The following is a 19,313-nucleotide window of genomic DNA, read 5'->3' as shown; positions in this document are numbered from 1 at the left end:
CAGATTTCCATTACCCCACATAATCTATAGCAAACGCTTTTACGTACCGACGTCATTTTTTATCATTGTTAGTCAATTTGACTAATTTTGAAAGAGGGTCAAGACGTGCTTTGTTGCGCTGATAGAATCGCCATACACGACCCTGTACCAAACAGTACGCACCTGTCACGACCTAAGTTCAGATGAGATCAGTCAGACCGACCCCATCAAGAAAGATGTGTCCAATTTTGGGGAGCCCCATAATCAAGCCACAAATCCGCCGGGATGTGTGCTGGCTGATATTAAACGCGGCTTTTTAAGTTCACTTTCTGACTGAATACTGTATAAAATAGAAGGAGCCCTGCTACTCGTGTCTGAGCGGCAGGACTCTGTTGCTATAGGAAATGGTGGTTGGCGTCAGCGTTCAATGATTTCTGTGGTAACTTTCGTTTGACCTTTGCTAAAAAGTCCGGCATAGCCAAAATCAGCCAAATCCTTTAGTTTCTGTGCTTTTTCTCGCGTCTCACGATAATCCTCACGAAGCAGAGTGTCTTCGTTTTCATCATGGAATACCGTTCTGACAACGAATTTATGTTCAGCCATAAGTTTACCTCCTGCTGCTGATAGAAATGGTGAAGGTGGGCGCGATGTCTATTACCGCAGCTTTCTCATGTAGGCTTGAGACGTTCTTTTCTGGCTCTCGTAAAAGGTAACGCCGGTAACATCGTTCACGACCAAATCATCATAGGGGATGCCCTTTTTGTTCAGGTGGTCAATGAACCAACGTTTTTTCAGATAGCACCACGGGGTTCTGCTGAGATCACCGTAACTCGATGCAGGTCGCTCACACGCGTTGTAGGTCTTGCCGCAGATGCTCCACCACTCTTTACGTACTCGCTCACGCATTTGTAGGACCTCAGAGGTGCCGTGAAGGCCGTGCTCCTCGCCATACTGATAGTCTGCCTTCTTGATTTTTGCATTCTGTCCCGCGCTGACTGCACCAGCTGCACCAAGACCCAACATACCTAAAACAAATGAAAAAGCGCCTGCCATAATAGTTTCCTCCTGTATTTTGAAGTGGATTTGCTTTTGCTGTATCTGAAGTCTACCAAACAATGTGTCCAATAAAGTGGATTTACAAGTACACTTTTAATTTCTGTCTGTTGAGCGCGAACTGATGGATGACCGCACTGTCGCAGGCAAAAAGTCTCCGGTAAGGCCTCCGGTGGCGGGGAACCTCTCATTCAGTCAGGCCCAACAGATAATCGGTGGATACCTGATAAAATTGGGCGAGTTGGATCAGATGGGTGATTTCGGGGCATTTGTCGTGCTCCCATGCGTAGACTGCCCGGCGGCTCACTCCCATGGTTCGTGCAAGATCGGTTTGGGTATAGCCGTGCGTTAGGCGTAGGTATTGCAGGCGTTCTGATATGATAGTCATGGTACATTTCCTCGTATGATATAATGGGAGTCCTCTCACAGCCCAGCGAATCTCTGTCTTTACGAGTGCACTTTTAAATCGGCACTACTCTCACTCGCGCCCTTGCTCTCTGTCCTACTGTGATTTAGTCGGCCTTTATGAACGTCTCCATGCAGTCGGCACAGATGACGCGCACTTCTTTGGTGCTCCGGATGATGGTGCTGCACTTTGGGCATATCCATCGCCGGGTACTGCTCTTTGCCTTGGGAGGTTTCGGTGCGCCGGTCTGACTGCTGCCGGGTGCCTTGCTGCCTGCTCCGGTGCCTGCCATATCCGACCATGCCAGACGTTCACCCATCTGGATGTCCTGCCAGCCTTGAAAGATGATGAAGTCCAGCAGCTCTTCGGACGGACTCGTGATGGTCCAGCCATACTTTTCGTGGTGGTCGACGGTCAGTCCGTGTGTCTCTGCCTGCTCCTTAAAGCGCCGGTTGTGGTAGACCCCGTTGTTGCTGGTGTCCTTGATGCCGGTCTCCATGCAGTACTCGTGCACCATCTCATGCAGCAGGGTGGAAGCGGTCTCTTCAATGGGACGGTCAAGGGTAGCCGACGAAATATTAATCTCGTACTTGTTCTCGCCGCCTGCCTGCCAGACCTTGGAACAGGTGATGTGACCATAGGCGGACGGGGTCTTTTTCAGGCTGATGATGGGTTCGGGCAGCTTGCCTGCAAAGTAGTGTTTGTTGAGCTCGCGGAACATCTTTTCCAGCTGACCAGCAGCGCGGGAGGTTTTGACAGTCTGTTTCATGATTTTTCGAACCTTTCTATTGATAAAAAGGGCCGGGACAGGTATAATATTGGTGTAGCCCGCCCCGGCGGGTGTTGTGGGCTCTGTACAGCGCAAACTTTGGTCGGTAGGTGCTGTATGGGGCTTTTTTGGGTGATGTCAGGTGATGCTCAGGCGGGTGCCGATGACTGTTTTGCTGTACTGGTCATACAGGTCAGAAGCTACAGCCTTGATGGCTTTGCTGTCCAGTCGGGTGCTGGAGAAATCGGACAGGCGGACTTTGTGGCAGCCTACTTCCAGATAGTTGGTGGAGCGCTCAGCCAGTGCCTCGCGAATCTGGATCTTCAGCTGTTCCTGATCAGCCTGTGCTGCCTCGATCAGTTGGGCGGCCTCCTTGTATTGTTCGACAAGGGTCAGTAAAATGTTGATGCTCATGTGTGTACCTCTCTTCAAATCGTTGGGTGAATGGTCGAATGTGAGAACCGGTGTTCCCGATGGCATGAGTATACAACGTCTCGTACGAGTATGCAAGACGGAATATTCACCAAAGAAAAGTACAAATATCTGTGCAAAACGCATACTCGTACGAGATAGACAAATGACAGATATGTGTTATAATACCTATAAAAGTCAAAAGAAAGTTGGTGCGAGGATGGGCGGAAAAACAAGCACAGCCAGCAAACGGAAATTTAACGATAAGACATACCAGCGGATTGTTCTTGACGTTCGGATGGATGTCTTCCCCAACAAGGAGGCTGTTCAGATGGCAGCCCAAAAAGCGGGGCAAAGTTTGACTGAATACATCATGGAGGCAGTACGCCTTCGAATGCAGCAGGAAAACGTCATGTTAGATACACCGGGGGTGGTTAAAAATCTGGAAGGGGACACTGACCCGGTAGAATGAGATCGTTATTCCATCTCCCCAGACCTGATTGAATCATAGTAGCAGAAGGCCTCTGTCTTTCACAGAAATGTGATCGGCAGGGGCCTTTTTGCGTTAAGAAAATGATGCCCGAAAAATAAAAAAAGTATCCCCTACAGTGAAAATGGAAGGCAGTTGCCGAAATCGAGCGTTATTCCATCAGATTCAGCGCCTTTCTGCCCTTTATAGACACCTGATAGGAGAATATCCGGTTCATCTCCCGGCGCTTTCGGATCAGGTCAGAGTGTACATAGCGCTGCAGAGTGATGTTGGCATTGGCGTGTCCCAACAGTTCGCTGAGGGTCTTTACATCGCACCCTGCCTGTAAACAGGTGGTAGCAAAAGTATGACGCAGCGCGTGCGGACGTACTTGCCGGACAGCTGCCTGTTTCAGATACGCGTTGATGCTTTTCCGGTAGCAGCGGGGTTCGGTGGGCTTGGACTCACTACCAGACAAAAACCATGTAGAATTACTGGCATTTCCGTGCGGCTTTTTCAGCATCATAAGCAGCTGTTTCGGGATTGGAATTTCCCGGCGGGAGGTGTGGGTTTTAGGCGTTTGGATGACCACCTTTGTATGCCCGTTTCCGCAGGAAATTCGGCAGACCGTCCGGCTGATCTTCAGTGTTCCAAGTTTCAGGTCGAAATCGCCCCATTGCAGGCCGCAGATCTCACCAATGCGGAGTCCCAATTCCAGCCCTAATAGTAAGCCGATTTTGCGAGGCGTGGGGTTCGCCTGTACATACTGATAAAGCCGCTGTTGCTCCGCCGGGGAGAGAGGTACTGGTGGTTTATCGATAGCTTTTGGTAGCACTACTTCCAGCTCTATCGGACGGATCAAGCGTAAATGTGCAGCATACTTGCAGATACGGCGTAGCATCGAGAGACATTCCCGTGCAGAAGAGTTTCCCAGCGGTTTGTGCGCGGCATCTGCAGGCGCAATGATCTGCTGCATGGCCTGCTCCAAAAAGCTCTCCTCAAGGGATACAACGGGCACTTTGCTCAAAACCGGGAGAAGATATTTATGCAGTGTGTACGAATAATGCGCATAGGTGGATTCCTTTACGGCGTTCCTCTGGGAGTGCAGCCACACCTCGGCCAATGCTTCAAAGGTCAGGTTGGTCCTTTTCAGGTTATAGAAGCCCGCCTCCGCTTTTTTCTGGATCAGCACTCGTTTGACCTCTGCATAGACCGTACCGTAAACGTAGCCCCACTGAATTTTGCCTTCTGATGTGCGTGCCTTGATGTACCGGCCTTCCCACCGACCATCCTTGCGTTTGCGAATATTTTCTCCCCGTCGTGCCATTGCTGTCTCCTCCTTATAGCTTAGACACCCATCTGACCACTTATTTTGTCCACCCTCTTTTTTAGCTGGATTTTTCATGCAGAACTGGGCAATGTGCAATAAAGTTTTGGCTTATGAGGTGTTTTTTCTAAGGTCAAATGGGATATATTTGTTGAGATACCTATTGAATCCCAGATATAACCATGATAAAATAAGAAGAGAATTCAGACAACAACGTCAAAAGATCGGTATCCTCCATTTTCACTGTAGAGGATACCCCTTTATCGCGGGAAGGGGTGAGCAGAGTGACATTGCGTCTGTTTGAGCACAATGAAAAAGCATATCATGCAGCAGTCCGGATGATGGAGCAGTACGGCAAGGCTGCTATTGTCCACCCGACCGGTACCGGAAAAAGCTATATTGCGTTCAAGCTGATCGAGGACAACCCGGAGAAGGTCGTGATTTGGCTTTCTCCCAGTGAATACATCTTCAAGACCCAGCTGGAGAGCCTGAAAAGGAATGACCCGGAATTTCCGCTGGCAAACGTTCACTTTTACACCTACGCCAAACTGATGTGCTGTACGCAGGCACAGCTGGAGAAAATTGCGGCGCAGAAGCCCGCCTATATTATACTCGATGAATTCCACCGTGCCGGTGCAGAATGCTGGGGCAAAAGCGCGGTGGCTCTATTAAAGTTATGCCCGGATGCAAAACTTCTGGGCTTAACAGCGACAAACATACGATATCTGGACAATAACCGCGACATGGCTGAAGATCTTTTTGACAGCCGTGTTGCGAGCGACATGACCCTTGGCGAAGCAGTCGTCAGGGGTATTTTGCCTGCCCCGAAGTATGTGACCACCGTGTATCAGTACCAGAAAGCGCTTGCAAAGTATCAGGCGCGGGTGGATAACCTGCGAACATCGGGCATTCAGGACGTGAATCAGAAATATCTGGACGCACTGCGCCGCGCCTTGGAACAGGCGGACGGTCTGGACAAGGTCTTTGCCCATCATATCACGAATAAGTCCGGTAAGTACATCGTGTTCTGCGCTAACAAGGAGCATATGGACGAAATGGTATCCCATGTGCCGGAGTGGTTCGCCGGGGTCAACCCGGACGTGGTGGTGTATCAGGCCTACTCGGATGACCCGAATACGGACAAGGCTTTTGCAGATTTCAAGACGGATACGAGCAATAGACTGAAATTGCTGTTCTGCATCGATATGCTCAACGAGGGCGTCCATGTGGAGGGCATTTCCGGTGTCATTCTGTTCCGTCCTACGATTTCGCCCATCATCTATAAGCAGCAGATTGGACGTGCCCTGACCGCTGGGGATAATGCAACGCCACTTATCTTGGATGTGGTAAACAACTTTGAGGGCTTGACCAGTATATCCGGTCTGCAAAGTGAGATGCAGGAGGCAGTTCACCGGCTCTATGCCAACGGTGAGGGTGATAAGATCGTCACCGAGCGGTTCGAGGTCATCGAACAGGTGCACGACTGCCGGGTGTTGTTCGAGCAGCTGCAGGCCAGTCTTTCTTCCAGCTGGGAGCACTATTTCGCCGAAGCAAGCATCTACTATGCAGAACACGGCAATCTGAACGTCCCGAAACTGTATACCACGCCCGGAGGTCTGAGCCTTGGTGTGTGGCTGGTCACACAGCGCCGTGTGCGCGAGGGACAAATTCAAGGAAATCTGACCGAACAGCAGATTGCACGGCTGGACAACATCGGCATGGTCTGGGGCAACCGAAAAGAAATCGCATGGCAGCATGGGTTTGAGGTCGCAAAGAAATACCACGACACCTACGGAAATCTGATGGTGCCCGGCAAATACACCGACCCGGACGGTTACCCATTGGGGCAGTGGATCATCAAGACCCGGCAGCAAAAGCTGAACGGTCGCTTGAAGGAAGAACGCATTGCACAGCTTGATGAGATCGGCATGGTGTGGAACATTTTCGATGCCAAGTGGGAAAAGGCTTATGCATTGGCTGCAGCCTACTATGAGGAAAACGGCAACCTGAACATCCCGCGTTCCTATGTGACAGCGGCTGGCGAACGGCTGGGACAGTGGGTCGCAAGCCAGCAATGGGCGTACCCGAAAGGAAAGCTGACGGACGAACAGGTCGAGCGGCTCAACCGGATCGGGATGTACTGGGGCAACCGCAATGACCGTCAGTGGAACGAGGGGTATCAGGAGGCAAAGCGCTATTTTGATGCCCACGGCGACCTGAACGTCCCGGCAGAATATGTGTCACCGGGCGGCTACAACCTCGGAACTTGGGTCAAGCGGCAGCGGTACACCCGCCAGAATCCTGAAAAAAGCTGCGCTGTGCTGACAGAGGAGCGCATTGCCAAGCTGGATGCCATCTGGATGCGGTGGGAGAAAAGCAATCTGAAGCACCTATCTCAGCAAGCGGTACGAGTTGAAATAGTTGCGGCAAAAGCTGGTTGAAACAAGAAATTTATAAATAAACACGAACTTATGTGAGGAAAAAATGGCTACGAATACGACTGGAATTGAGAAGAAAGTTGAAATTGACCGGAAAGAAAATCTGCACGACCATCGGCTGTATTGGTTCGTCCGCCGTGCGCAGGATATTGTTCTGTCGTCGGTGGCACTGGTGGTGCTGTCACCTGTTATGTTGATTACAGCGATTGCCATCGTGATAGATGATCCGTCCGCTGGCCCAATTTTCTCGCAGGAACGCATTGGACGCGACGGAAAACCCTTCAAGTTCTATAAGTTCCGCTCCATGTGCCCCAACGCAGAGGCAAAACTGGACGACCTGCTAGACCAGAACGAAATGGATGGCCCTGTGTTCAAGATCAAGGACGACCCCCGCATTACCCGTGTGGGCAAGTTTATCCGCAAGACCAGTATCGATGAGCTGCCGCAGCTGTGGAACATCCTGAAGGGCGATATGAGCATCGTTGGCCCCCGCCCGGCACTTCCTCGTGAGGTGGAGCAGTACGGCGACTACGAAAAGCAGCGCCTGTATGTGACCCCTGGCCTGAGTTGCTACTGGCAAATCGCCCCGCACCGCAATGAGCTCACCTTTGAAGAGTGGATGGATCTGGACGTGAAATATGTCAAGGAGCGCAGCTTCTGGGTGGATTGGAAGATTATTTTTAAAACGTTCAAGGTGTGCTTGTTAGGGCACGGGGAGTAAAAATAACAGTATACGGAAAGAAGCGGTTGGAGAGACGAGATGGAGAGAAATCTTAGAATTGCGGTATTTGGTGCCGCGGTAATAATAGGCACGAAAAATTAAGAGAAGAAACTGTTGTGTCTGGAGCAATGTTCAGATTGGCATTGAGGTAGAGATACGAAAGAGCGAGGATAGGTTAGAGGAATGAATTCAAAAAAAGAAATGCAGCATGTATATCTTGTGGGCGCGAAGTCATTGGGGGCTTACGGAGGTTAGGAGACCTTTGTCTACAAGCTCACAGAGTATCACCAGAATAAAGAAAACATCAAATATCATGTTGCCTGCAAAGCCAATGGTGACGGCTGCATGGATGAGAGCAAGTTTGAGGGCGTGACAAAGATCAATGACCACGAGTTTGAACTTCATAATGCCCACTGCTTCAAAATAGATGTACCTCAGATTGGCTCTGCACAGGCAATTTATTATGATGTTGCTGCACTAAAGGCTTGTTGCGAACATATCAAGAAAAACCATATCCCGCATCCGATTGTTTACATCATGGCTTGCCGCATTGGGCCTTTTGCTGGTCATTTTTACAGAGAAATCCATAAACTGGGTGGCACTGTGTATCTGAACCCGGATGGGGAGTGTGAAATAATATGGGCAACCAGAGAAAAGCCTGATTTCATGCGGGTTTACGCGGCTTGACCTTTTCACCTCAACGTGTTTCTGCCTGTCATGGTGCGTTGCGACCAGCGTGATTTCAGGTGCTAATGGCTTCTGGTTGCGCTCTATACTTAACCCACCACAGCGAAAGCTGATAGAGCAGAAAACAGAATAAGGAGGTACGAAGGCGAGCCTGCGTATAGATTGTTGTTGCAATCTGTATACAGGCTTGTTGTCGTGAGATGAATAAATAGAAACTGTTGAAGATTTCTTTGATTTAGAAAGGAATATTAAAATGGGTAAGTATTTTGGAACAGATGGCTTCCGTGGTGAAGCCGGAATTACATTAACTGCGGATCATGCCTATAAGGTTGGCCGCTTCTTAGGATGGTATTATAACGTTCTGCGTGAGCGCAATGGTGACATCAACCCTGCTCGTATCGTCATTGGTAAGGATACTCGCCGTAGCTCTTATATGTTTGAGTACAGCCTGGTTGCTGGCCTGACTGCCTCCGGAGCAGATGCTTACCTGCTCCATGTCACCACCACGCCGTCCGTGGCTTACATTGCCCGCGTGGATGACTTCGACTGCGGCATCATGATCTCCGCCAGCCACAACCCCTACTACGATAACGGCATCAAGCTGATCGACTGCTACGGCGAGAAAATGTCCGAGGAGACTCTGCTGCTGGTGGAGGACTACATCGACGGCAAGCTTCATGTGTTCGATAAGGACTGGCCGGAGCTGCCCTTTGCCCATCGTGAGCACATCGGACGCACTGTAGACTATGTGGCTGGCCGCAACCGCTACATGGGTTATCTGATCTCTCTGGGCATCTATTCCTTCAAGGGCGTCAAGGTCGGTTTGGACTGCGCCAACGGCGCAAGCTGGAATATTGCTAAATCTGTGTTCGATGCTCTGGGCGCAGATACCTATGTCATCAACAACCAGCCCAACGGCCTGAACATCAACTTGAACGCCGGCTCCACTCACATCGAGGGCCTGCAGAAATTCGTGGTGGAAAAGGGCTTGGATGTGGGCTTCGCCTACGATGGCGATGCTGACCGGTGCCTGTGTGTGGATGAGAAGGGTAATGTCATCACTGGCGACCATATTCTGTATATCTACGGCTGCTACATGAAGGAACGTGGTAAGCTGCTGACCAACACTGTGGTTACGACTGTCATGTCCAATTTTGGTTTGTACAAAGCATTCGATGAACAGGGTATCGGCTATGCCAAGACCGCTGTTGGCGATAAGTATGTCTACGAGTACATGGCGAAGAACGGTTGCCGTATCGGTGGCGAGCAGAGCGGTCATATCATCTTTTCTAAGTATGCAAGCACTGGTGACGGCATCCTGACCAGTCTAAAGATGATGGAGGTCATGCTGGCAAAGAAGAAACCGATGAGCGAGCTGGCAGCACCGCTGAAAATCTATCCGCAGGTTCTGGAGAATGTCCGTGTGACCGATAAGAAGGCTGCACAGAACGACCCAGCGGTACAGGAGGCAGTCAAGGCAGTTGCAGAAGCGCTGGGCGATACCGGCCGTATTCTGGTGCGTGAGTCTGGTACGGAGCCTCTGGTGCGTGTGATGGTAGAAGCTCCTGACCACGATACCTGCCAGAAGTATGTTGATGAGGTAGTGAATGTGATTGACAGTAAGGGCTATAGAGTTTGATGAGTTGCAAGGATAGCAGAGAAATGTGGATGAAACAAAAAGATGAACCCATTAGAGTTGCTCAAATTATGGGTAAGCTGTGGGCAGGTGGAGTTGAAATGGTGGTTTTCAACTACTACCGTGCGATAGATAAAAGCAAAATACAATTTGATTTTTATTATGATGCTGATTCTACAGTAGAACCTCCACAGGACCTAATAGATATGGGCGCAAGGTTTTATAAAATTCCTCCTTATCAGAAACTCCCTCAGTATATTCGAGAATTAAAAAAACATCTTAAAGAAAACCAGTATCTAATAGTTCATTCGCATTTAAACACACTGAGTGTATTTCCACTATTCGTAGCGTGGATGTGTCGTGTTCCAGTGAGGGTGGCTCATAATCATAGTGTCCCAAGTGGAAAGGAACTGAAAAGAGATGCGCTGAAATATTTTCTCCGTATATTTGGACGAGTTTTCCCAACAGATTATTTTGCTTGCTCAGAAAAAGCTGGACGTTGGATGTTTGGGAATAGAAATTACGACGCAGGCAAAGTTGTGGTAATCAAAAACGCAACGGACTTTGAAAGATTTAGAGTAGGTGAAGAAATAATAGAAAAATTAAAAAAACAACTTGGATTGAATGATAAGTTTGTAATTGGACATATCGGAAGATTTACATTTGCGAAGAACCATGAATTCCTGCTAGATGTATTCAAAAAAATAAGCGATGTTAGAAATGATGCTGTTCTGCTGCTTGTAGGCGATGGAGAACTAAATCAGACAATACATAATTCAGTTAAGACGAAAGGCTTGGAAAATCGTGTTGTTTTTGCGGGACAGGTGTCTAATCCAGAACTATATTATCGGTTAGCGAATGTTATTGTTGTTCCGTCTGTATTTGAGGGATTGTCATTGGCAACCATAGAAAGCCAAATTGCAGGTGTTCCTGTGGTTGTTTCAGATGCAATACCAGAAGAAGCCATAATTAGCAATGGAGTGGTTCGGTTGAGTTTGCAAAGCCCTAATTGGGTAAGCGCAATCTTATCAATGGAGAATAAAATTGTAGTTCTTAATGAGAATAGCAAGGATTACGATATTTATTATGCGGTAAAAAAACTGGAAGATTGGTATGAAGATAAGGTGAAAGAATGCCAAATGTTTCAATAATAATGGGCGTATATAATTGCAAAAATTATAATTTACTAAGAAAAAGTGTTGAGTCGATACTGCAACAAACTTATAAGGACTATGAGTTCATTATTTGCAATGACGGATCGACAAATAACACTTTGGAAGAGTTGAAAAAAATCGCCCAATCAGATTCAAGAATTAAAATAATATCTTATGAGAAAAACCGTGGGCTAAATCACGCGTTGAATGAGTGCCTTGCCGTATCTCAAGGAAAATATATTGCGCGACAAGACGATGATGATGTTTCAAAGCCAGAACGCTTAAAAAAGCAGGTGCAGTTTTTGGATGAAAATCGTGAATATGCGATTGTAGGAACATGCGCAGATGTTTTTGATAACAATGGCATTTGGGGAGAATATACTGTTCCAGAAAAACCGCAGAAGGGTGATTTTCTTTGGAATAGTCCGTTTATGCACCCAACTACAATGATGCGTAAAGCCGAATTATTATCGGGGGGGGGTACAGAGAAGCCAAAGAAACAAGACGATGCGAAGATTATGATCTTTTCATGAATTTATATGCAAAGGGATATAGGGGCTATAATATTCAGGAAAAGCTATACTATTATCGCATTGTTAGGGATGAAAAGAACAAACATCGACCGATGAAGTATCGTGTAGATGAAATGATTGTGAGATTTCGTGGGTATAAGAACATGAGAATGTTGTTGAGAGGAATGCCTTATGTATTCAAACCGGTGATAATTGGTCTTATACCGCAAAGTATATTGAAACAAATCAAACGATCGAGATATTGAGTAGATGCAGCTTCCTATTATTATGGCTCTTTCTAAGGAAGGAACCATATGGAACAAAATCTTATATCTGTAATCATGCCTGTTTATAAAACAGAGGAGAGCCATCTGCGCAAAGCAATCGAGAGCGTAATAAACCAAAGCTACCGAGAACTTGAAATCGTGCTGGTCGATGATGGTTCACCAGATCAATGTGGAGCGATTTGCGACACCTATGCAGAAGCAGATGATCGCGTACGAGTGATTCACAAGAAGAATGGAGGGGTTTCTTCGGCAAGGAATTGTGGGCTTGGGACTGTAACAGGTGATTACGTTTTCTTTGTGGATAGTGACGATACATTAGAGGAAAATGCAATTGAGATTCTTTTCTCGATAACGAAAACTGCTAACTCTGATATTACGATTTGCAGCTGCAGACATGTAAAAGAGAATAATAAAGGCAATGCAAATTGTGACGCCGAACAGCGGTGTTTGAAAACGGTTGAATCGTCAGAGGCTGTAAAGAATTTATCCTATAATGTTCATGTTTTCAAAGAGCTTGAGCCAACAGCAGTTTGGGGAAAACTGTATAAAAAATCAGCTGTTCAAAACTTGAGATTCAATGAAAATATGAATATTGGAGAAGACTTTGTCTTTAACTATTTTGCAAATTGTAACTCTAAGGTTGTGACGTATTGTAATCTCAAACTGTATAATTATAATTTTGTCGAAACGAGTTTGATGAACAATAAAACCTATTCGCCAAAGCTAATGCAGTCTTTTGAAGAGCTTGTGAAGTTTGAAAAAGCTCAACGCGATACAGAATATTCAAACGATGTAATTGTAAGATGTGTAAATATCGCATTTACAATCTACCTTAAAATTCCGACACAAAAACGCAATGAGCTAAAGAAAATAGAAGATTACATTCAAGACAATCGGGAAAAGGTTTTAGTCAATAAGAGTACAACAAGAAAAATCAAAATTGCGAGCCTTACGTCATATATTAGCTTCAACCTTGTTAGATGTTTGTTCAATATAATAAATAAAAGATAGGGAGATGAAAAATTGAAAGTCGGGAAAAAACAAATTTATATAATAGTGCTTGAACTGTGTGCTTTGCTGTGTTCAGCCTTGTATCTAGGTCTATATGGTTCATCACTTACATTTGCGAAATATAGCAGATTTGGTGTAGTGGTTTTGCTGCTAGATTTAGTTCTGTTTTGCATAGCGCAAAAAAGGATCGTGACAATCCAAACATTATTCTTAATGCTATTTGTATTGTTTCAGTTCGGCTTGCCGATTGTGTATGCGTTTAATCCAAAACATTACAATTTTTATATGACGCTCTTTAGTGAAAAGACACTAATAAGTGCTGTTAAATACACGATTTTTGCTATACAGACTTACATAATTATTGCAACTTGTGTGATTTCAAATCGAAATCATGCAGAGAAAAAAGGTAAAGTAGGAAAATGGACCAGGACAATATTGACTCACCCTAGAGATGTGGAAGATGCAGCATTGCTGCTATTTATAATTACTGCAATTGTTGCCGTACCTGTCAATCTCTGGTCTGCTGTACGAGCTTTGACGGCAGGTGTGGCAATCGGAAACCTTTACAGAGGTGCAATGGCAGCAAATGGTTTGACTAGATTTCTTCAAGAATTCTTTTTTTCGTCAGCACTTTTGTATCTGTGCTTCTCGAATAAAAAAAAGCGGAAAAAAGTAGTGGTAGCAGTGTATCTTGTGGTTGCCCTCTCTATGGTCTTAGTTGCAGATAGATCCGGAGGCGTTACTGCATTAATTGTTTGTGCACTATATTATTATTACACCGGAGATAAAAGAAAGAGAAAAAAGAATACTCTTGTTTTAATCGGGGTGGGTGTTGTACTCGCAATTGTTTCATCAGCTGTTGCGAGCATTCGATCTGGCGAAAGTAGTCAGAGCGGAATAAGTCTATTGTTTAGCGCATTGGAGGAAATGGGATTTAATTTTACCAGCTTGTGTTTTGTGATGGATTATATACCGTCAAGAACATCCTATCGCCTTGGAATGTCTTACATTGTAGCGTTGATTCTTTTAATACCGAAGTCGCTTGGACTGGGGGCGGTGTATCCGAAGCTTCAATCATACTTGGGCGAGACATGGCTTTGGAATGCGAACAATTTATATGGTAGAGATTTTTTGAGTTTTGGCGTTGGATTTTCGATGATTGCCGAAAGCTACTACAATTTCTCTTGGTGTGGTCTTGTTGTGATGATTCCATTGGCTGTAATAATAACGCACTTATTGAAGGAAAAAAAATTTGAAAATGCATGGAGCCTATATATTCGACTGGCTTTAATGTTGAGCTTTTTTACAGTACCAAGACGCCAGTTCCAGTCGGTGATTAAAGCTATCGAATACTCTGTTTTCTTTATGGCACTCTATTTGTTGGTTTATATTGGAACAAAAAGAAAGGATAAGCGCAATGAAACTGCTAACGATATCAATCGCTGCATATAATGTTGAAAAGTATTTGGAAAAAGCATTAACCTCGATGGTATGTTCACCTACAGCAATGGAGAAACTGGAGGTGATTATCGAGGATGACGGTTCAACTGATGGAACCCTTAGCATAGCAAAAAAATATGAAAAGCTATATCCAGATGTTTATAGAGCTATTCACAAAGAAAATGGTGGTTACGGGTCAACCATCAATAATTCAATTGTACTGGCGCAAGGAAAATATTTTAAGCAACTGGACGGAGACGATTGGTTTGATACAGAAAATATAGAGCAGTTTTTAAATTGGCTGTCTGCTGTGGATGCTGATTTTGTAGTTACGCCATATTACAATTGCTTTGAAGAAGGAAAGACAGAACTGGTTGATAACTGTAAGGCGTTGAAATCGATTGAAGGAAACATATCATTAGTAAACTCGTGCGGAAATATTGCAATGCATGAGTTGACGATAAAGACCGAACTGCTAAGAAACAATCATATCAGCATCACAGAAAGATGTTTCTATACAGATAATGAGTATACTTTTTTACCGCTGATGTTTGCAAAAACGGTAATAAAATTTGAGAAGCCACTCTATTGTTATCGTCTGGGGAGAGAGGGACAAAGTGTTTCGATTGAAGGCGTAAAGAAACATTATCGGGACGCTTTTTCGGTTGCAGAGAAGATGTACAAAGCCTACGAAGATAACAAAGAAATAACAGGCGAAATTGATGCGATTGCGCAAAAAAAACTTTGCTATATTACGGATACGGTATATACATACTGTCTTGTGGTTTCACCGAATCGAGAGATGAAAATTAAATTAAAAGAATTTGATGAACACTTAAAAAGAGACTATACGGATATTTACAGGATGACAAATGTAATCAAAAAGGTAAAACTTTTAAGATTGTCTGGTTTTTTGACATACGCCTACCTTAGAGAAGAAGTATTGAAAAAGTGGAAATGAAAAGCATAAAGAAAAACTATATTTATAATTTAACATATCAAATTCTGGCATTGATGGCACCATTGATTACAACGCCGTACGTGTCAAGAGTACTTGGCGCAGAAGCGATTGGAGAATATAGCTACGCTTATTCAATTGTGTATTACTTTATGCTGGCGGCTATTCTTGGAACCGCAACATACGCTGAAAGAGAAATTTCGTTTTGTCAGGATGATAGAACAAAACGGAGTGCCAGATTTTGGGATTTGCTTTTTCTTAGGAATATTACATCTGTTGCTAGTGCTCTTGTTTATGGCTTGATGGTTGGACTGTGCTTTAATAACAAATTGATGGCTGCGATTGTGGCATTAAATATAGTTTCAGTTGGATTGGATACAGTCTGGCTTTTTCAGGGAATGGAAGAATTTGGGCGAATAACACTTAGGGATACCTGTATAAAATTACTTACGATTGCTTCTATTTTCCTTTTTATAAAAAGAACCGAAGATATTTATTTATATGCGCTGATTATGTCTCTTTCGCCAGTAGTGAGTGCTGTGTCATTGCTTCCGTTTCTGCATCGTTATATTGATAAAATCCGCATAAAAGAAGTGCGACCCTTCTACGATCTTAAAAGTATCATTGGACTTTTTATTCCAACGATTGCTATTAGTGTATACGCGATGCTGGACAAGACTATGCTTGGAATCTTTACTACTACAAAAGTAGAAAATGGTTATTATGAGCAAGCTACCAAACTGTCGAAAACAGCTTTAACAGTTGTAACTTCGTTAGGCACGGTAATGATTCCTAGAATTAGCTACTATTTCGAGAAGAAACAGACAAAACTGATTAATGAGTATATGTTGAAAAGTTATCAGTTTGCGCTTCTGCTGGGGTTGCCAATCTGTTTTGGCCTGATTGGTATTTCTGATAATTTAGTTCCATGGTTCTATGGAGAGGGCTATGATAAAGTTTCTGTTCTCCTAAAAGTGTCCGGATTTTTGGTGATTGCTATTGGACTCAGCAATATAACAGGATTGCAGTATCTTGTGCCGACAAAACAGCAAAACAAACTTACAAAATCTGTGTGCACGGGTGCGCTTGTAAATATAGTTTTGAATGCAATCTTGATTCCAAAGTGGTATTCGGTCGGAGCGGCTATTGCGTCAGTGATAGCAGAGTTTTCTGTTACATTTGTTCAGTTCGTATATGTAAAAGACCAGTTTAACTTGAAGCAGGTCGCAAAACTTGTACCACGATATTTTGTTGCAAGCATGATGATGTTATTGTTGTTAAAAGCAGAAGATATCGTGCTTCAACCGGGGATATTTAATACAATGCTAATGGTTGTCAGTGGCGCAGTAACTTATTTTGTGGTTCTTTTTATTCTAAGGGACAAGTTTGTTTTTGAAGCATTTGCTATCTTAAAAAAGAAAATCAGAAGAGGATGAGATAAGTGTACGATTTTTTGATTGTTGGAGCTGGATTATATGGTGCAGTTTTTGCGCATGAAGCAAAAAGGTACGGAAAATCTGTCTTGGTTGTGGATAAGCGTCCTAACATTGCGGGTAATATTTATACGGAAAATATCGAGGGAATCAATGTCCATAAGTATGGTGCTCATATTTTCCATACCAATAGCAAAGAAATTTGGAACTATATTACTCAATTTGCGGAATTTAATCGTTTCACGAATAGCCCGGTGGCTAATTACAAAGGTGAACTCTACTCGCTACCGTTTAATATGTACACCTTCAACAAAATGTGGGGCGTTGTAACGCCGGAGGAAGCCGCCGCTAAAATCGAGGAACAGCGCAAAGAAATCGTCCACCAGCCGCAGAACTTGGAAGAACAGGCAATTTCCTTGGTTGGTCGTGACATTTACGAAAAGCTCATCAAGGGTTACACAGAAAAGCAGTGGGGCCGCGACTGCAAGAACCTGCCGGCTTTCATTATCAAGCGTTTGCCTGTGCGTTTAACTTTTGACAATAACTACTTCAATGCGCTGTATCAGGGCATTCCTATCGGCGGCTACACCAAGATGATTGCTAGTCTACTGGACGGTATTGAGGTGCGCCTGAACATCGACTATCTGCAGCACAAGGCAGAGTTGGATGCGCTGGCAGATAAAATTGTTTACACCGGCCCGGTTGACGCTTACTTTGACTACAAGCTTGGCACACTGGAATACCGCTCTGTCCGCTTTGAAAATGAACTGCTGGATAGACCAAACTTTCAGGGCAACGCTGCTGTCAACTATACCGACCGCGAGACCCCGTGGACCCGTATTATCGAACACAAGTGGTTTGAGTTCGGCAAGGATGAAAATGGAAACGACCTGCCCAAGACAATTATCAGCCGTGAGTATAGCAGCGAGTGGAAACCTGGTGATGAGCCATATTATCCAGTCAATGATGCAAAAAATGGCGCACTCTACGCTGAGTACAAGAAATTAGCTGATGCCGAACCGAAGGTTATTTTTGGTGGTCGATTGGGCGAGTACAAATACTATGACATGGATAGAGTCATAGAACAAGCACTTGAAAAAGTAAATGTGGTTATAAAGTGATATGAAAATTGCGTTTGTTTTCGATGGCCTTCAATTCGGTGGAATTGAACGTGTCGGCATTGAGTATATAAAACTACTGAGCAGTAGAAATTATGAGATTACAGTTGTAAATTTACGACCGGATCTAAATGCAATGGAAAAAGAAATTCCAGCTGACGCTAGAATTATACATATACCGTTCTCTCGGAATCTTGCGCCGCAGCGGTATAGTAAACTAGTGCGAGTGCATCCTATGGGGGTGATTGCATTCTATATCTGTGCAATTCCGGTAAATGTACTTCAAAAGATTTATAAAATTAAATATAAAAAAAATGTGCCAAATGTGGAAATTGCAATTGCTTTTTCGGGTCATTACAATGATTTGACCTTTGTAAGTGAAAACTTCGAGGATGCAAAAAAGATTGCGTGGCTTCATGGCGATGAAACATCATATAACGATATTGCACCGGGATATTTTGCACTATACAAAAAAATAAAAAATCTGGTTTGCCTTTCCGAAAAAAATGACGATAAGAGCGAGGAGTTTAACGAGAAAAATGAAATCAATAAGGCTCTAATTTATAATCCAATCAATTTAGATGGAAGAGAAATTGATGAAAAGATTGTTAAGTCCTTGAAACAACGCTATGGTGATTTTATCTTGATGGTTGGACGCATGGCAAAGGATAAAGATCAGGCAACACTGATTCGAGCGCTTTCTTATTTAAAAGAAAAATACAGCCTCAAAAAGAATCTGGTGTTGGTTGGCGATGGCTCGGAGCGTGAATCGCTGGAAAAGTTGGTGCAAGAAAAACAGTTAGAAAAACAGGTTTTCTTTGCTGGCGCACATTACGATGTGCAGAATTATTATATGGCGGCTTCTATTTATGCACATTCAAGCCCAGCAGAGGGACTTCCCACAGTTCTATTGGAAGCGATGTACTATGGGCTTCCAATTGCATCGACGAATAGCGAACCTGGTGTTTATGAGATTTTAAGAGAAAACTGCGGCTTAATTACACCAGTGGGTAATGCGGAAGCCCTGGCAGACAGTATTTATAAACTGTATACAGATAAAACCCTTGTAGAAGAATTGAAAACGAATTGCCAAGATAGAATCAAACAGTTTATGCCGGAACACGTTATAATGCAATTTGAAAATTATATCAAGACTCTTAAGTGAGTAGAGGTGATGACATGTTTGAATTTATGTATAAATTATCCAGAAAAAGTGTAATTATGAACAAGCTTCTGCAGTTTGTTTATAAGTGTGAAATCCCTAGAACTGCTCAAATTGGAAGTGGCGTTACATTCAATCATAAAGGACTGGGTGTTGTGATTCATCCCAATTCACAAATTGAAGATAATGTGTACATAGAGCATCATGTATGTCTAGGACAACGAACAGGAACAGACACCGCTGCACCTGTTGTTAGAAAAAATACGGTGATTGGTGCTTATTCCGTAATTCTGGGGGGGTGGAGATTGGCGAAGGATGCGTGATTGGAGCATGCAGTCTTGT

General features: G+C 44.4%; 19 protein-coding genes and 1 pseudogene. 14 read left to right on the top strand and 6 right to left on the bottom strand.

The window, feature by feature from the left end:
- Positions 1–396 precede the first annotated feature (396 nt).
- From DWY95_RS15360 to DWY95_RS15340, 5 genes are all read right to left on the bottom strand, one after another.
- The gene (locus DWY95_RS15360) at positions 397–582 is read right to left on the bottom strand and encodes a hypothetical protein (protein ID WP_118554166.1); all 186 of its coding nucleotides are present in this window, start codon (positions 580–582) and stop codon (positions 397–399) included.
- 51 nt (positions 583–633) lie between these two features.
- Positions 634–1,032: a hypothetical protein gene (locus DWY95_RS15355; protein ID WP_118554165.1), complete on the bottom strand. Its 399-nt coding sequence runs from the start codon at positions 1,030–1,032 to the stop codon at positions 634–636.
- Between the two features lie 187 nt (positions 1,033–1,219).
- Positions 1,220–1,420: a helix-turn-helix transcriptional regulator gene (locus DWY95_RS15350; RefSeq protein WP_118554164.1), complete on the bottom strand. Its 201-nt coding sequence runs from the start codon at positions 1,418–1,420 to the stop codon at positions 1,220–1,222.
- Positions 1,421–1,544: 124 nt separating this feature from the next.
- On the bottom strand, positions 1,545–2,207 hold the full coding sequence (locus tag DWY95_RS15345) for a SprT-like domain-containing protein (RefSeq protein WP_118554163.1): 663 nt from the start codon (positions 2,205–2,207) through the stop codon (positions 1,545–1,547).
- 138 nt (positions 2,208–2,345) lie between these two features.
- Complete coding sequence (locus DWY95_RS15340) at positions 2,346–2,621, bottom strand: hypothetical protein (RefSeq protein WP_118554162.1); 276 nt, start codon at positions 2,619–2,621, stop codon at positions 2,346–2,348.
- Positions 2,622–2,784: 163 nt separating this feature from the next.
- Here DWY95_RS15340 and DWY95_RS15335 point away from each other — a divergent pair, with 163 nt between their 5' ends.
- A complete protein-coding gene (locus DWY95_RS15335) occupies positions 2,785–3,090 on the top strand; it encodes a hypothetical protein (protein WP_118554161.1) in 306 nt (101 codons plus the stop codon).
- Between the two features lie 169 nt (positions 3,091–3,259).
- On the opposite strand, the gene DWY95_RS15330 is transcribed toward DWY95_RS15335, so the two are convergent.
- A complete protein-coding gene (locus tag DWY95_RS15330) occupies positions 3,260–4,414 on the bottom strand; it encodes a site-specific integrase (protein WP_118554160.1) in 1,155 nt (384 codons plus the stop codon).
- A gap of 284 nt (positions 4,415–4,698) precedes the next feature.
- Between DWY95_RS15330 and DWY95_RS15325 the strand changes: the two genes are divergently transcribed.
- The 13 genes and pseudogenes from DWY95_RS15325 (at position 4,699) to DWY95_RS15265 (ending at position 19,294) form a co-directional block, all read left to right on the top strand.
- Complete coding sequence (locus tag DWY95_RS15325; protein WP_243082836.1) at positions 4,699–6,855, top strand: Helicase associated domain protein; 2,157 nt, start codon at positions 4,699–4,701, stop codon at positions 6,853–6,855.
- 43 nt (positions 6,856–6,898) lie between these two features.
- The gene (locus DWY95_RS15320; protein ID WP_118554158.1) at positions 6,899–7,573 is read left to right on the top strand and encodes a sugar transferase; all 675 of its coding nucleotides are present in this window, start codon (positions 6,899–6,901) and stop codon (positions 7,571–7,573) included.
- Between the two features lie 267 nt (positions 7,574–7,840).
- Positions 7,841–8,260: pseudogene (locus DWY95_RS15315) on the top strand (DUF1972 domain-containing protein); the annotation flags it as partial.
- Between the two features lie 253 nt (positions 8,261–8,513).
- Positions 8,514–9,899, top strand: coding sequence for a phosphoglucosamine mutase (gene glmM / locus DWY95_RS15310; RefSeq protein WP_118554157.1), 1,386 nt, complete (start codon positions 8,514–8,516; stop codon positions 9,897–9,899).
- A gap of 29 nt (positions 9,900–9,928) precedes the next feature.
- Positions 9,929–11,047: a glycosyltransferase gene (locus DWY95_RS15305; RefSeq protein WP_158577572.1), complete on the top strand. Its 1,119-nt coding sequence runs from the start codon at positions 9,929–9,931 to the stop codon at positions 11,045–11,047.
- On the top strand, positions 11,029–11,583 hold the full coding sequence (locus DWY95_RS15300) for a glycosyltransferase family 2 protein (protein WP_199665517.1): 555 nt from the start codon (positions 11,029–11,031) through the stop codon (positions 11,581–11,583). Before DWY95_RS15305 ends, DWY95_RS15300 begins: the two co-directional genes overlap by 19 nt.
- Before the next feature lie 293 nt (positions 11,584–11,876).
- Entirely contained in the window at positions 11,877–12,860 is a 984-nt protein-coding gene (locus tag DWY95_RS15295) for a glycosyltransferase family 2 protein (RefSeq protein WP_118554155.1), read from the top strand.
- Positions 12,861–12,872: 12 nt separating this feature from the next.
- The gene (wzy, locus tag DWY95_RS15290) at positions 12,873–14,312 is read left to right on the top strand and encodes an O-antigen polysaccharide polymerase Wzy (protein ID WP_118554154.1); all 1,440 of its coding nucleotides are present in this window, start codon (positions 12,873–12,875) and stop codon (positions 14,310–14,312) included.
- Entirely contained in the window at positions 14,278–15,261 is a 984-nt protein-coding gene (locus DWY95_RS15285) for a glycosyltransferase family 2 protein (protein WP_118554153.1), read from the top strand. Before wzy ends, DWY95_RS15285 begins: the two co-directional genes overlap by 35 nt.
- The gene (locus DWY95_RS15280; protein ID WP_118554152.1) at positions 15,258–16,694 is read left to right on the top strand and encodes a flippase; all 1,437 of its coding nucleotides are present in this window, start codon (positions 15,258–15,260) and stop codon (positions 16,692–16,694) included. The genes DWY95_RS15285 and DWY95_RS15280 overlap by 4 nt, the downstream gene beginning before the upstream one ends.
- Before the next feature lie 5 nt (positions 16,695–16,699).
- The gene (gene glf / locus DWY95_RS15275; protein WP_118554151.1) at positions 16,700–17,812 is read left to right on the top strand and encodes a UDP-galactopyranose mutase; all 1,113 of its coding nucleotides are present in this window, start codon (positions 16,700–16,702) and stop codon (positions 17,810–17,812) included.
- A 1-nt stretch (position 17,813) separates the two neighbouring features.
- On the top strand, positions 17,814–18,974 hold the full coding sequence (locus DWY95_RS15270; protein WP_118554150.1) for a glycosyltransferase: 1,161 nt from the start codon (positions 17,814–17,816) through the stop codon (positions 18,972–18,974).
- A 14-nt stretch (positions 18,975–18,988) separates the two neighbouring features.
- Entirely contained in the window at positions 18,989–19,294 is a 306-nt protein-coding gene (locus DWY95_RS15265) for a hypothetical protein (protein ID WP_199665516.1), read from the top strand.
- The last annotated feature ends 19 nt before the right edge of the window (positions 19,295–19,313 follow it).

The organism is Faecalibacterium sp. AF28-13AC (assembly GCF_003478405.1).
Lineage (GTDB): Bacteria > Bacillota > Clostridia > Oscillospirales > Ruminococcaceae > Faecalibacterium > Faecalibacterium prausnitzii_E.
The sequence above is the reverse complement of the archived record's forward strand: the minus strand, read 5'-3'. Positions and strand labels throughout refer to the sequence as shown.

Coding starts and splice junctions, on each gene's coding strand:
- DWY95_RS15305 (WP_158577572.1), top strand. CDS start 9,929: ATGAAACAAAAAGATGAACCCATTAGAGTTGCTCAAATTATGGGTAAG.
- DWY95_RS15345 (WP_118554163.1), bottom strand. CDS start 2,207: ATGAAACAGACTGTCAAAACCTCCCGCGCTGCTGGTCAGCTGGAAAAG.
- DWY95_RS15350 (WP_118554164.1), bottom strand. CDS start 1,420: ATGACTATCATATCAGAACGCCTGCAATACCTACGCCTAACGCACGGC.
- DWY95_RS15285 (WP_118554153.1), top strand. CDS start 14,278: ATGAAACTGCTAACGATATCAATCGCTGCATATAATGTTGAAAAGTAT.
- DWY95_RS15355 (WP_118554165.1), bottom strand. CDS start 1,032: ATGGCAGGCGCTTTTTCATTTGTTTTAGGTATGTTGGGTCTTGGTGCA.
- glmM (WP_118554157.1), top strand. CDS start 8,514: ATGGGTAAGTATTTTGGAACAGATGGCTTCCGTGGTGAAGCCGGAATT.
- DWY95_RS15360 (WP_118554166.1), bottom strand. CDS start 582: ATGGCTGAACATAAATTCGTTGTCAGAACGGTATTCCATGATGAAAAC.
- DWY95_RS15295 (WP_118554155.1), top strand. CDS start 11,877: ATGGAACAAAATCTTATATCTGTAATCATGCCTGTTTATAAAACAGAG.
- DWY95_RS15330 (WP_118554160.1), bottom strand. CDS start 4,414: ATGGCACGACGGGGAGAAAATATTCGCAAACGCAAGGATGGTCGGTGG.
- DWY95_RS15280 (WP_118554152.1), top strand. CDS start 15,258: ATGAAAAGCATAAAGAAAAACTATATTTATAATTTAACATATCAAATT.
- DWY95_RS15320 (WP_118554158.1), top strand. CDS start 6,899: ATGGCTACGAATACGACTGGAATTGAGAAGAAAGTTGAAATTGACCGG.
- DWY95_RS15340 (WP_118554162.1), bottom strand. CDS start 2,621: ATGAGCATCAACATTTTACTGACCCTTGTCGAACAATACAAGGAGGCC.
- DWY95_RS15335 (WP_118554161.1), top strand. CDS start 2,785: ATGACAGATATGTGTTATAATACCTATAAAAGTCAAAAGAAAGTTGGT.
- DWY95_RS15270 (WP_118554150.1), top strand. CDS start 17,814: ATGAAAATTGCGTTTGTTTTCGATGGCCTTCAATTCGGTGGAATTGAA.
- DWY95_RS15265 (WP_199665516.1), top strand. CDS start 18,989: ATGTTTGAATTTATGTATAAATTATCCAGAAAAAGTGTAATTATGAAC.
- DWY95_RS15300 (WP_199665517.1), top strand. CDS start 11,029: ATGCCAAATGTTTCAATAATAATGGGCGTATATAATTGCAAAAATTAT.